Raw genomic sequence first — 13,873 nt, forward strand, 5'->3', positions numbered from 1 at the left:
CGTTATTATTAAATGGAGGACGTTTCATGGTTAAAGAAATAGATTTACAATCAGTTCAAGGTACTATGCTTATTCCACTATGGGGACGAGCATATGGTAGTGAGAAAAACAAGAATATTTTAGATGATACGGAAGCTATTCGGATTATTAAAGAATGCGACTTTGATTTCTCTAAAATAGCAGATACATTTGGCGAATATGGATGTATCACTTATATTACCCGTGCAAGAAAAATAGACGATACTATTAAACAATTTATTAGAAAACATCCGAATGCTACTATAGTAAATATCGGTTCTGGACTAGACACTACTTTTTCAAGAATTGATAACGGTACTATACAGTGGTATAACCTTGATTTGCCTGATGCGATCGCTTTCCGCAAAACATTAATTGAAGATACACCACGAAATATAAGCATTGCCAAATCATTTTTTGACACTTCTTGGTTCAACGATATAAAATATGATCCAAAAGACGGTATTCTTTTTATATCAGCAGGTGTGTTTTATTACTTTAAAGAAGAAGAACTGAAGGAGATATTTGTCGCTATGGCAAAACGTTTTCCTGGAGGAGAGTTATATTTTGATGCCGAATCAAAGTTCGCACTGACACTTTCGAATGCTACTGTAAAAAAATCTGGTAATAACGGCGCTATGATGTATTTTTACGTAAATAATCCAAAGACAATAGAAAAGTGGTCTTCTAACATAAAAATATTAAGCTACTCCCCTTTCTTTAAACATATACCTACAAATAAAGATTGGGATGGAAGTACACGAATTATGATACGGATTGTAAATTTAATAAAGATGTTGAAGTTCGTTCATATACGGTTTGAAAAATGATAAATCTATAATATATTAATCATATATAAAAGAAGACCTCGATTTTATTAAATTCATATAATAATCTATAGGATAGTTAGTCCATTATGAGGGCTAACTATCCTTTTTTATTTACATAATGAATGAAATAAGTAAACAATAAATATTTAGTTTAATCAGTATAATAAAGATATATAACTTGAAACGTTCGATTGGTTTTGGGAGGAGGACATGCTTCAGTTATAGTTTGTCACTATTTGGATTATAAATCAGTTCTTTTATCTTTATCTGGATTCTCGCCCAAACTAATGACCTCTTCTCCTTTTCAATAGTTTCGAGTTAGGTCCGGGATTTCTAAAGGTCGCGTACGTTCCAAACAATCTCACCGCGCTCGTCCCACGTACTGTGATGCCTCTCAAATCCTATCTTTTCTAACACCCGGAAGGACGCAACATTCCAAGCGCCGACAGTCGACCAAAGTCTGTGGCGCCCCGTAGCAATCGCAGCGTCCAGCACAACAGATGCTGCCTCAGTCGCATAGCCTTTGCCATGAGCACTGCGGAACAACTCGTATGCGATCTCCGGCTCTTCCAGTGTGGAACGACCGATAATCAAGCCACAGTATCCGATGAAATCACCTTCGTCTCGTCGGCGAATAGTGAGAAGGGAAATGCCATTTTCGCCTGCTCTCTTACGCATCTCTATAAGCATGCTACGAACGGCGTCAAGGGTTGGCATATCCACACCACGTTCGCCAATTAATTTTCTCATCCAGACTGAATCGGATTCCTCCCACATACTCAGATCAAGTCGTTCAGTTTTCAGCTGGAACTCCATAGCTTTAAATAAAGCTGTCATAGTGGAAACCTCCTAGTTATGTCACTGCACTCATAATATAATGTACACCATCTTCCAACATGTACTGAATCACTTATTTTCTCTCCTTATCGCTCATTTACTACCACCTAAATGTATATGTTCTAATTATTAACACCTTTTTCCTTTAAATTCTTTAGACCCTATCCTCATTTATAGTAATAGCTTTCTTATTCGAAAAAAGATTTTTAAAAATTCCTACCCCTACAATTAATAGACCTATACCAATTAATTTATTTATTTGTATAGGTACTCTCTCCATTCCAAACAATCCAAATGTATCAACACATAATGCAACAACTAATTGAGTAATAAGGCTAATGAGCACCGTATAAGCTGGACCTAAACTCTTTATTGCACCCATTATACAAATAATTAATCCGATACCAAACAATCCACTTATATAAAATAAATAATTTGCAGTATAAAAGTTAACGCTTATACTTTTCTCTGTAATGATATGAAATAAAACAGAACTTATGAGACCTATTCCAAGAACACATGCAGTTGTTAACCACTGTCCTACAATTTCATTCACTTTCGTATTAAAAACAGATTGTAAGCTAATTAATATTCCAGCTAATATAGCTAAACTAAATCCAACCATAACCCTTCTCTCCCTTTCATTACTCATATATATTATCTTTAGCAACTTCCTTCATTCTAGAAAAATCTTTAATTACAATAACTCCATTTTTCTTTTTAATTAATTTTTCACTATAAAATTTTTGTAAAACTCGAATTACATGCCTATAACTTACACCTATAAAATCTGCAATACTTGATACAGAAGTTGAATCTAAATTCTCTTTATACATATTCCCATTACTATCCGTTGAAATCGAAAGTAAATAACTAGCTACACGTACTTCTACCGGATAAAGTAAATTTAGAGCTGTAAAACGAGTCGATATTTTTAACGTGTTCGCAATGTTTTCAAGCAAGAACTTCATAAATATAGGATCATGTAATAACTTATTTCTAATAACTGTATTAGAAATGGAGATTGCTACAACATCTGAACAAGCTTCAACAACATTATGTGCTTTGCTATTTTGTATTAATTCAATATCACCAACAATTGCTAATGGATTGATAAAGCGAAGGATTAGTTTCTTTCCTTCTGGTGTAATCGTGTAAACTTTTACTTTTCCTTTAATAACAAAATATAAACGATGAATTTCATCATCTTTATCGCAAATAAGCTTGCCTTTTTCAAAATGATTTACTTGAAAATTGTCAGTACTTATTCCTGAAAAAATTTCAAGTATATTATAAGCTTTCAAATATTGAATAATTAAGTCTGATTTATTATCCACTTACAGTCCCTTCTTTCCTTACATATTAAACACAAAAATACCTAAAATCATTACTATTGTCCCCACAATATGGTATCTCTCCATTTGTATCTTTTTTATATGAAATAATCCTTTCATTTCAATAACAGTAGCAGTTAATAATTGAGCAACCATAAGTGTTCCAGCTGTTAATGTAACTCCCATTGAATATATCGCCATTGTTTCCGCATAAATAATCAACCCACCAAGTGCGCCAGCTGCTAAATATACTTTTTTTACACCCTTTAAATCCGTTACTTTCTCTTCTTTCTTTAACAAAAATATAGTTGTTGCAATAAGAAACCCAATTAAATGCGTCATAATACTCGTCGACCATATACCGATATCTGAACTAAGTTTCGCATTAAACGTACCTTGAAGTGTAATGAATACTCCTCCAAAAACTGAAAGTAAAATACCTTTCAAAAAAATCATCTCCTAATCTTCTATCTATGATTTAATTAAAAGCTACAATACTACAACGACAAAAGGACAAATGTCACATCGATATGAAAATAATTAGTAATGTACACGAAAAAACACATCTCAAAATATGTGAGATGTGTTTAAAGTATTTAATCCATATATAATATTTTAGTAATTAAAACTACGCTACATTAGCAGCTTTATTCTTCAAAACAAACTTTCCAAATAAGAAACGTACAAGAGGTCCCATTATTATTAATTGAAGTGGGTACGCCATAATGAAATTTTTAATGAAAATCGAGAAATAAATTGAAGCGAATGAGTCACCATGTAACCCATTATGTAAATACATCATAGCCATTCCGTAAAATGACATAAAGAATACCATTCCGATTACCATTGTTGTTGCCATCGCAATAATCATGTTTACTTTTTTTGATTTATCAAATGGTAATGCAAATACAATCTTTTTCGCACACGGTCCAACGATACATATTTCAATTAATAGCGCAATAATAAATCCAATTATTAGTTCTAATACGATTTCCTTAATATGAATTGGTCCTCTTGCTCCATTCATTAATAAATTGTAAAACGTCATAACGATAACCATCCCGAGGCACATCATCATACCAAATTGGAGGTTTTCCTTTCTTGTTGTTGGCAATTTTCATCATCCCTTCTCTTTGAGTCTTTGTCATTATATCGATATTGGAAACTCCTTCGTAAGTGAACATTTTGTGAACATTTTTAAAGCGTTTACGTGCATTTCTTCCACTCTTCACTCCAATCCTCCCACTTTATAACTTTTTACTTACAAAGGTTTTATATATTTTGATGTTGAATTATTAAATTTAATATTGAATTATATGATAATTACTACTAGGAGGATAACCATGAATAAAGCAGAATTTTACGCATATCACATCGTTACAAGGAAAACAATGAGTATCGGAAAAATCATTCACTTTGACAAAAATCAAACTAATACCCTCTATCACTTCTTTTTTGAAAGAGAACAATTAAATTCTAATGATGAAGACTCCATTCAAATTTTAAAAAGGCATTATATCAATGAGGAATTACATATAAATAATGAAAATGCTAAAGTAGTTCTGAATTATATAGATCAAACAATTAGAGCGGTTAGAGAAACGATTGTAGAAATGGTTAGACTGCAAGAATTTCCTGAATATCCCTCAAGGTTGTCTTGCTTATATGCTTCCAAAAGCTATGAGGATGCTTTGAAATGGAAAGCGCTATTTGATTCTTATAATCGAGAAGTTTTGCAGATTGTTAAACTACGAGTAATCGGAAGTTCTTTTGAAGGTGATGGAAACCTTTTGCCGAAAGAAGATGGTATTCCTTTCGCTCAAAAAATGGAACAAGCTAGAGAGTATTGGAAAGGAAACGTTAGAAATGAACTTCCTGAGTTACTGATTAATGGGAGAATTGAAGTGGTGGAAATTATTGATGATTTTTCATCAATTAAAATTTAATTCCTGGTTAAATTTTAAAGAATGGAGATTAAAATGATGAAAAAAGTGTACTTCAATCATGATGGTGGTGTAGATGATTTAATATCACTATTTTTACTACTCCAGATGGAAAATATAGAACTTACAGGTGTTTCAGTTATTCCTGCAGATTGTTATTTAGAACCAGCAATGTCTGCCAGTCGTAAAATTATAGATCGCTTCGGCAAAAATAATATTGAGGTAGCAGCGTCCAACTCTCGTGGAAAAAACCCATTTCCAAAAGAATGGCGGATGCATGCATTTTATGTAGATGCTTTACCAATTTTAAATGAGTTTGGGAAAGTTGTTACACCTGCATCAAAAAAAACTGCACATCATCATATAATAGAGACTCTTCTACAAACTGATGGAAAAACAACTTTATTATTTACAGGGCCCCTGACTGACCTTGCTCGTGCACTATATGAATCTCCAATAATCGAAGATAAAATTGAACGTCTCGTTTGGATGGGCGGTACATTTCGTACTGCAGGCAATGTACATGAGCCAGAACATGACGGAACAGCCGAGTGGAATTCATTTTGGGATCCCGAAGCAGTAGCTCGTGTTTGGAATGCTAATATAATCATTGATTTAGTAACTCTAGAAAGTACAAACCAGGTTCCGCTAACTATAGACATACGTGAACAGTGGGCAAAAGAGCGTAAGTATATTGGTGTTGATTTCCTTGGTCAATGCTATGCAATGGTTCCCCCTCTCGTTCACTTCTCAACGAACTCTACTTACTATTTGTGGGATGTATTAACTGCTGCGTTTGTTGGGAAAGCTGATCTTGCAAAAACAAAAACGATTGCTAGTATCGTTCATACATACGGACCCAGCCAAGGACGTACAGTGGAAACTGCTAACGGAAGACCAGTAAATGTCATTTATGATGTAAAACGTGATGCATTCTTTGAATATATTACTGAATTAGCTAAAAAAGCTGCTAATCACAACCAGTGTTGAAAGCCGTGTAAACCCAGATGATGAGCCAGCAAAAAGATTTAGAAATTGGTTGGGGCTGGATATTTAATTATTAAAAAGAGTATTGAATTAACTTTCAATACTCTTTTTGTACAGTTTAATTATATTCAAATCAGAATAAGCTTCAATCTGGTTTGAGTTAGGTTTTACAGATTAACCATTTCATAACCATTTACAAAGTACGTTATTGTTTCTAGCTCATCTTCATTTAATTCTCTATCTAGTTCTTGTTTATATGCTGCCTTTATCTTCTCTTCATCGCCTTTATGAGTTTCCGTATAAGTTCCTACTGTTTTTAATAAACGAATCTCTCGCAAGAATTCATTTCGATCTATAGCGTCCCCATGTGAAAGAATATAGGTCTCGGCATCAAATTTCTCTAATTCTTGTATCAGTTTAAACGTTCGTTTCGTTGTATAGTTCCGCTTTGCAGAAAAGATATCTGCATATATACAGTCTCCTAAAAACAAAATCTTTTCTTCTTTAATATAAATAACAACAGAGTCATGTGAATGGTCTCCGCCCACATGCTCTAACACACATGTCACATCACCAAGGTCTAATTCAAGTTGTTTCTGAAAGGTTAAGGACGGCGGAAGAATTTGAATATTTCTTGGTTTTTCACTGAACTCTTTTTTTATACAGTCCGCACAAAATTCAATTTCTGTACCTTCTTTCACTCGTGCGTCCAATGCCTCATCCGACCACTCATAAGAAACAAGTGTGTTCATCTCTTTTTTTGTTTCAAAATGTGCGATAGACAATGCATTTTGTAATACAGGCAATCCAAAAATATGATCCCAGTGCCAATGCGTTAATGCTACAAAATCAGGATTTGAGATATTTTTCTCTTTTAGCATTTCTAAAAACAATTGTGTATGTGCTTCTGAATTACCTGCATCTATCATCAAAGTCTTTTCTTTTCCAACTACCATTCCTAAGATAGGTCTATCAGTCTCGGAAACAGGTGTCATGTACCAAAATGCGTTTCCTATTTTTTTAATTTGCTGCATAACTATTGCCTCCATTTTATGAGTATGTAACAATTTCCAGCCGAGAAAATTCTTTATTTTGTATTTTGATTACTATTAAATAACAATGTCAGAAATAAAATCATTCTACATTTTTTATTATCTAGTGAAATACAAATACTAATTTTGACAAGGGAATCCTTTCTCAACATTTGTTACTTTTAATCTATTTTACGCTACGAATTTACATGTAAATTATATTACAATTTGTATAAATGAGATACATTTTACAATATCGAAGGAGTGTTGAACCTGGAATGCAAAGGAACCAATCATGCCCTATTTCGGTAATGTGTTAACAGGTAAAAAGTTGATCAATCAATGAATTTAATGAGGAGGGCTACCATGTTATCAATTGAATAAAAGCAGCAACTATACAGTTGCTGCTTCCAACATTTCTTTTTGTATTTCAACACGTTTGATTTGGTGAGGGTCTTTAGAAAGAATTTTAAATGCATATCCTTCGCTATTTACTGTTTGCCCTTCCTGGATATCATAATTCTGCATCAGAATCCAACCACCAATCGTGTCAACATCACTATCATTCATATGTAATCCTAGTAAATCATTTAATTCGCTAATTAATACTTTACCTTCTACGACAACATGACCTTCATTCATTTGCTGGATGGGCGGACGCTCATCTTCATCGTATTCATCACGGATTTCTCCTACAATCTCTTCCAGAATATCCTCAATGGTTACAATACCAGCCGTACCGCCGTATTCATCATATAACACAGCCAACGGAATACGTTTCTTTTGCATTTGTAGTAAAAGATTATGTATTGGTATGGTCTCAATTACTTCAATTACTGGACGCGTATACGATTGAATAGAATTGAATTCTTTTATTTCCTTATTCATATAACGAATAAAGAAGTCTTTCACATTCACCATGCCAATGATTTCATCTTTATCTTCCCCAAATACTGGGTAACGTGTATACTTTTCATCACGGATTATTTTCATATGGTCTGCTAAAGAATTATCTACATGTAACCCTATAATTTCTGTACGGGGGACCATGATTTCTTTCGCAATACGATTATCAAATTCAAAAATATTATTTACATATTTGTATTCAGCTTGATTAATTTCTCCACGTTCATAACTTTCAGAAAGAATCAATCGTAATTCTTCTTCTGTATGTGCTACATCATGCTCTGATGCAGGTTTTAAGCCGAACATTCCTGTTATCATCCTTGCAGAGCCATTTAACAAGCGAATAAACGGATACATGATTTTGTAGAACCAGATAAGCGGAGCCGAAAGTAATAACGTAACCTTCTCAGCCTTTTGAATCGCGAATGTTTTTGGTGCTAATTCACCAACTACAACATGTAAGTACGTCATAATAGTAAAAGCAATTCCTAAAGATAATACACCTGCAATGGAAGGATTGATGTTCCACTTATCAAATAAAGGATGTAAAAGTCTCTCAATCGTTGGTTCACCTAGTGCCCCGAGTCCCATTGCTGTAACTGTAATCCCTAATTGACAAGCTGACAAATACTCATCCAAGTTTGATGTCACTTTCTTAGCTGCCAGCGCACCTTTCTTTCCTTCTAATACAAATTGATCAATCTTTGATCCTCTTACTTTTACAATAGCAAACTCAATTGCTACGAAAAATGCAGTACATGCGATTAAAACCACTACCATGATTAAATTAAATATGTCCAACTAATTCCCTTAGCTTCCTTGAAACTAAAGGATTCACCTCCTGATATATTTTCTCTTTCCAGACCTACTTCATACACATTGACATGAGATTGTATAAAATCTACATTCTCAAAATGATGAGGGGTACTCTGAGAAAATCGAGGTCATTTAGCCACCTATCCGAGTCAACATCTGAGTCCAATACATTTCCACCGCCTTGATTAAATTATCTATATGTTAGCATGAGAAATAAATCCCAGTCAACGTTTACATTTTGTATACCCTGAAATTCAAACAAAAAGCTTCTCTTTCCGATTACATAAAACCTCTTAATGTGTGCATCAAACACTATAACATTTCCTTCGCTTCCACTAACTATATTATTTTTTTGTTCATTATTTACATTCCTTCTCACATTAAAAATAAAGCGAAGAAACATTTATCAATCTTTTTTTAAAATATTTTGACACACATATTAGTAATAACTAATACGATTGTTCAACTCAAATGATTTAGATGTGAAAGCGAAATTCATACATGACTTTGCCGATAAAAATAATGTTACAAATGCTTCAATGTATCATAGGTGGGGAAAAACAGTTTCTTATTTAAATGTCATCCTCTTCTTGTTTTTCAAAATCACTCCATGTCCAATTGGTCCAATCATTATTTACTTTCCCTACAGTTATCAAATTCACATTATTTAATTCAATCGCTTTAGCTAAACTTTGAAAGAATATGCTCTCACTCGGCTTTTGATCATCACTTATATCAGGATGTTCCCATTCTTCTGTTTGATAAAATAGATTTGGTTTAAATTCTGCATTGGTTTCATCTAATATGTCCGAGGGATTTACCCAGAATTTCTCCTTATATTTAGAAGTTAAAAAACGAATAAGTTTGGTAGGATGAAATGAATCTGTTTCAATTCCTAAACGCTTATACTCTTCTACAGTTGGTGTTAAAGTGATACGTTCTCCTTTCAAAAGTAACTCCATATGAAAAGGATCTACAAGGAAATGATCTTCATCATCGTACCAATATTCTTCATTTACAAGCGTTAAGATTTCATCGAAACATGAAAAGAATCCTTGCTGTCTCATGCTATTACTATACACATAGAAGTTATTCGATATCTCAAGGTTTGCATCAACGCCCACAACCTCAAATACAATGAGCCACTTGTCTTCCTCTCGAAAAACAGATATTCTGGATTGTGCTAAGTCAAAATTATAGTTATCAAGTACTGGAAAATCAAACTCCTCCGCGTACCTATCTAGTGTTTCAAGTATTTTTTCTGCTTTCATAACATTACTCTCCATAAAGTTAGTATAGTAAATTTTTATTACATTCGTTTTTCTTTATTTAACTCATAAACATTATCTAAATACCAGGACATTTTTTTATGCCCCTCTAAACTGGCAACCATCCAGTTTTGTTTATTTGTATATTATATAAAACTCTAATGGCTCAGTAAACAACATTTGATTATGACCTTATCCTTCATTTTCTTTATAATTGTATTTTCACAATCCCCACCATAGCACTCCACTGCAGCTCCTCTTATTCTTCCTTACAATTAAAACAAAGACACATAGTCTATTGTTAATGTGAAATACAGTTTGCTCATTTTTTCTAATAACTTACTATATAAGAAAAGACGCGTTTCTATATAAACGCGCCTGATTGTTATATTCTTAGGAACACTTCTTTATGTCACTTATCAACTAATAATCAGCATCCCTATCTTTTCTTCTGGCAAACTACCACCATAGAATAACAATCCTCCTGCAACTCATTCCCCTCCCAATCATTATATATATGTAACAATTCAAACCCATTCGCTACTAGTAATCTTTCTAATTCTTGCGGATACGTATACCGAAGATCTATTGTTGTTTTCAGTTCCTCTACTAGCGTATCCTCCTCATAAAACCTTCTTGTTGTTATGTAGTGCTGTATTTGTTGAATTGAATCATAATTCATCTCAGTATATAAATCACATCTTCTTCCCTTTTCATCTGTAATAGTTGTCCAATATTCTTCTGTAGATGGTTGTATTAATTCTTCCTTTGACGGAAAACGTGTGTCAAATATGAATATACCATTATCAGTTATTACATTATGAATCGATGCTAATAATTGATTTTGATGTGTATTAGTAAGAAAATGTTGGAATCCATGTCCTACCATAAATGCTAAAGGAATTGTTTCTTCGACGCTCAATTGCAAGCAGTCTTGCTGTAACCACTTTATATTCTTTAAACTCGCAGATTTACTCTTCGCTTCAGCAAGCATTCCTTCATGTATATCTATACCAATCATTTGATACCCTTTTTCGATAAAAGGAATAGTGACTCTCCCTGTTCCACATGCAATATCTAAAATCCATTCATTTTGTATATTTAGTTTTTGCGCCCATGATAGTAAAAACGGAAAATCTGAAAAACTTTTATTTTCTATATCATATCGTTTTGGATTTTTATATTCAGATAAGTTCCATTTTATTTGCACTTACATTCCCCATTTCATTTTAATATATAAATTATAATGAATTTACAGTTTTTTCTCTATAATTAGTCATAATAATTTGGACTAATCTCCCTCCCCCATTAGTAAGCTGAAAATAAGGGGATAGAATTGGAGTGTGATGATATGGAACGTTTATGGATTCCTATAATCGTTACGTTTTTTTCGTTCGGTGGATTACTATTAGGAGGTGCTGTTGGAGTAGCAACACGCCAACTAATTGAAGAAAAGATGCATCGCTTATACGCATTATGTGGTGGGATTTTGCTTGGGCTTTTATCACTTGAAATTATTCCTGAAACATTTTCAAGCTATGAAATAATTGGGCCTATGCTCGGTATAGCTATCGGTATTTTAGTTATGAGCTTATTAGATAACTATTGTCATCATCCGATTATACATAAGAAAGATCAACAAGCATGGCAAACCTTCCTTTTTCTTTCTTTCGCTATATTCATTCATAATATGCCGAGTGGATTTGCGTTAGGAACAGCGTTTATAAATCATAATGACTCTGCCATTCCTTTCTTACTTGCGATTGTCATTCACCATATTCCAGAAGGGTTAGCTTTAATTATTCCATTTCTTTTTACAAAACATAAATACATTTCATTTTTATTAACAACTTTATTACTTTCTCTTATCCTAGGGACCGGTACTGTTTTTGGCATTATGATGGACGGGAAAGCTCTCCATTTACAAGGACTTATTATGGGAAGCGCAATTGGTTCTCTTGGCTATGTCACAATTCACGAAATGCTTTGGAAAGCAAAAAAACAGCTATCTCTCCTTCCGTTTCTATCGTGGTCTTTTAGTGGATTTTTACTAATAACAGCCTTCACTCTTTTCACTGGACATCATTAAAACAAATAAGTTATATCATTTGTATATTTTTCCTTTTTCTCCAAAACATAATAGTATCTACCTATTATAAGGAGGAACGATTATGTTTGGAAAAACAGCCGGTGAAGCATTAGTGGACCTTTTAATTGACTGGGGTGTAGAACACATATATGGTATGCCTGGAGATTCCATTAATTCTATTATTGAAGCTTTAAGAAAAAAACAAGATAAAATTAAATTTATTCAAGTTCGCCATGAAGAAGCTGGTGCGTTAGCAGCGGCAGCCTATGCGAAATTAACAGGAAAACTTGGTGTTTGTATGGCTATTGCAGGACCTGGAGCGATTCATTTATTAAATGGTTTATATGATGCAAAACTCGATCAAGCTCCCGTACTAGCAATTTCAGGACAAGTAGAAAGCGATTTACTCGGAACGGATTTTTTCCAAGAAGTAAACTTAGAAAGAATGTTTGATGATGTTGCGGTTTATAACCAACGAATAATGTCAGCTGAACAGTTACCTGCTGTAGTGAATCAAGCGATTCGAATGGCATATACAAAAAAAGGTGTCTCTGTTCTTACAATTCCAGATGATGTTCCAAAATTTGAAGTAAAAAATGGTGCGCGCATTACAAACTCTTCCTTTACATTACCAGAAATATTTCCGCAAGAAGAAGATTTAGCTGTAGCGAAACTCGCACTTAATGAAGCGAAAAAACCTGTTATTTTAGCCGGGAAAGGAGCTAAACATGCGAGAGAGTCTTTACTTGCATTTGCAGAACATATCGGTGCTCCAATCGTACTTACATTACCAGCTAAAGGGATTGTTCCTGATGAACACCCTCTTTGTATCGGTGGATTAGGATTAATCGGGACGAAACCTTCTTATGAAGCAATGAAGCATGCAGATACTTTAATTATGGTTGGTACTTCTTATCCGTTCACTGGTTTCTTACCCGAAAAAGCAAAAACACTTCATATTGATACAGACCCTGCACAAATCGGGAAACGTTATACGACAGATATCGGCTTAGCTGGTGATGCTGATAAAACATTAAAATGGCTAATTGAAAATGTAGAAAAACACGAGGATCATTCCTTCTTAGAGCATCATCAAGAAATGATGAAAAAGTGGGAAGAAAAATTACACACTCAAGAAGAAGATTCTTCTACTCCAATTAAACCACAACGAGTTATGCATGCACTGCAGAAAGTAGCAGAAGATGACGCAATTCTTTCAGTCGATGTCGGAAATGTAACAGTATGGACTGCAAGACACTTCCGTATGACAAACCAGAAATTTATCATTTCTAGTTGGCTTGCAACACTTGGCTGTGGTTTACCTGGTGCACTTGCTGGACAAATTGCTTTCCCGGATAAACAAGTGTTTGCAGTTTGTGGTGACGGCGGATTCGGAATGACAATGAACGATTTCGTAACAGCTGTTAAATATAAACTACCAATCGTTGTTGTTGTATTAAACAATAATAAAATTGCTATGATTAAATTTGAACAAGAGGTTATGGGTAATATTGAATTTGGTACAGACTTAACGAATCCTGATTTCGCAAAATACGCAGAGGCGTGCGGTGGTATTGGATACCGTGTAGAACAGTTAGATGACTTACTTCCTGCCTTTGAAAATGCGGTAAAACAAAGTAAACCATGCATTATTGATGTAGTTGTAGATGTAAATGAAGCACCCATGCCAGCAAAAATCACATTTGGTCAAGCAGCTGGTTATACGAAACATATGATAAAAGAATTATTTGAAGAAGGTAAGATTGATTTACCACCACTTTAAACAAAAAAGATAGCTGAAAACAATTTGTCTT

14 protein-coding genes are annotated in these 13,873 nt (G+C 33.8%); 5 read left to right on the forward strand and 9 right to left on the reverse strand.

The window, feature by feature from the left end; translation table 11 throughout:
• Positions 1-26 precede the first annotated feature (26 nt).
• Positions 27-848, forward strand: a complete 822-nt coding sequence (locus MR066_RS12185; RefSeq protein WP_242247345.1) for a class I SAM-dependent methyltransferase — start codon at positions 27-29, stop codon at positions 846-848.
• Between the two features lie 333 nt (positions 849-1,181).
• On the opposite strand, the gene MR066_RS12190 is transcribed toward MR066_RS12185, so the two are convergent.
• The 5 genes from MR066_RS12190 to MR066_RS12210 all read right to left on the reverse strand — a co-directional run bounded on the left by MR066_RS12190 (position 1,182) and on the right by MR066_RS12210 (position 4,133).
• The gene (locus MR066_RS12190; RefSeq protein WP_242247347.1) at positions 1,182-1,685 is read right to left on the reverse strand and encodes a GNAT family N-acetyltransferase; all 504 of its coding nucleotides are present in this window, start codon (positions 1,683-1,685) and stop codon (positions 1,182-1,184) included.
• 154 nt (positions 1,686-1,839) lie between these two features.
• Positions 1,840-2,310 (reverse strand): DMT family transporter, encoded by a 471-nt coding sequence (locus tag MR066_RS12195; RefSeq protein WP_242247349.1) that lies wholly within the window; start codon positions 2,308-2,310, stop codon positions 1,840-1,842.
• A 19-nt stretch (positions 2,311-2,329) separates the two neighbouring features.
• Positions 2,330-3,022, reverse strand: a complete 693-nt coding sequence (locus tag MR066_RS12200; protein WP_242247351.1) for a Crp/Fnr family transcriptional regulator — start codon at positions 3,020-3,022, stop codon at positions 2,330-2,332.
• 18 nt (positions 3,023-3,040) lie between these two features.
• Positions 3,041-3,466: a DMT family transporter gene (locus tag MR066_RS12205; protein ID WP_242247352.1), complete on the reverse strand. Its 426-nt coding sequence runs from the start codon at positions 3,464-3,466 to the stop codon at positions 3,041-3,043.
• A 181-nt stretch (positions 3,467-3,647) separates the two neighbouring features.
• Positions 3,648-4,133 carry a DUF2798 domain-containing protein gene (locus tag MR066_RS12210; RefSeq protein ID WP_242247359.1) on the reverse strand — a complete coding sequence of 162 codons (486 nt, stop codon included), beginning with the start codon at positions 4,131-4,133 and terminating at the stop codon, positions 3,648-3,650.
• Positions 4,134-4,362: 229 nt separating this feature from the next.
• On the opposite strand from MR066_RS12210, the gene MR066_RS12215 reads away from it, so the two are divergent.
• On the forward strand, positions 4,363-4,965 hold the full coding sequence (locus MR066_RS12215) for a DUF2441 domain-containing protein (protein WP_016102044.1): 603 nt from the start codon (positions 4,363-4,365) through the stop codon (positions 4,963-4,965).
• Between the two features lie 33 nt (positions 4,966-4,998).
• Positions 4,999-5,952, forward strand: a complete 954-nt coding sequence (locus MR066_RS12220) for a nucleoside hydrolase (RefSeq protein WP_242247360.1) — start codon at positions 4,999-5,001, stop codon at positions 5,950-5,952.
• Positions 5,953-6,116: 164 nt separating this feature from the next.
• On the opposite strand, the gene MR066_RS12225 is transcribed toward MR066_RS12220, so the two are convergent.
• The 4 genes from MR066_RS12225 to MR066_RS12240 form a co-directional block, all read right to left on the reverse strand.
• Positions 6,117-6,983 (reverse strand): MBL fold metallo-hydrolase, encoded by an 867-nt coding sequence (locus MR066_RS12225; protein WP_242247361.1) that lies wholly within the window; start codon positions 6,981-6,983, stop codon positions 6,117-6,119.
• Positions 6,984-7,373: 390 nt separating this feature from the next.
• Positions 7,374-8,687 carry a hemolysin family protein gene (locus MR066_RS12230; protein WP_033709060.1) on the reverse strand — a complete coding sequence of 438 codons (1,314 nt, stop codon included), beginning with the start codon at positions 8,685-8,687 and terminating at the stop codon, positions 7,374-7,376.
• A 587-nt stretch (positions 8,688-9,274) separates the two neighbouring features.
• Positions 9,275-9,973: a DUF7003 family protein gene (locus MR066_RS12235; RefSeq protein ID WP_242247362.1), complete on the reverse strand. Its 699-nt coding sequence runs from the start codon at positions 9,971-9,973 to the stop codon at positions 9,275-9,277.
• A 436-nt stretch (positions 9,974-10,409) separates the two neighbouring features.
• Positions 10,410-11,180 carry a class I SAM-dependent methyltransferase gene (locus MR066_RS12240; protein ID WP_242247363.1) on the reverse strand — a complete coding sequence of 257 codons (771 nt, stop codon included), beginning with the start codon at positions 11,178-11,180 and terminating at the stop codon, positions 10,410-10,412.
• A 141-nt stretch (positions 11,181-11,321) separates the two neighbouring features.
• On the opposite strand from MR066_RS12240, the gene MR066_RS12245 reads away from it, so the two are divergent.
• Together MR066_RS12245 and MR066_RS12250 are read left to right on the forward strand one after the other, a co-directional pair.
• Positions 11,322-12,059 carry a ZIP family metal transporter gene (locus tag MR066_RS12245; protein WP_242247364.1) on the forward strand — a complete coding sequence of 246 codons (738 nt, stop codon included), beginning with the start codon at positions 11,322-11,324 and terminating at the stop codon, positions 12,057-12,059.
• Between the two features lie 82 nt (positions 12,060-12,141).
• Complete coding sequence (locus MR066_RS12250) at positions 12,142-13,842, forward strand: pyruvate oxidase (RefSeq protein WP_088292234.1); 1,701 nt, start codon at positions 12,142-12,144, stop codon at positions 13,840-13,842.
• Positions 13,843-13,873 lie beyond the last annotated feature (31 nt).

Source organism: Bacillus cereus group sp. BfR-BA-01523 (assembly GCF_022662615.1).
Classification (GTDB): domain Bacteria; phylum Bacillota; class Bacilli; order Bacillales; family Bacillaceae_G; genus Bacillus_A; species Bacillus_A mycoides.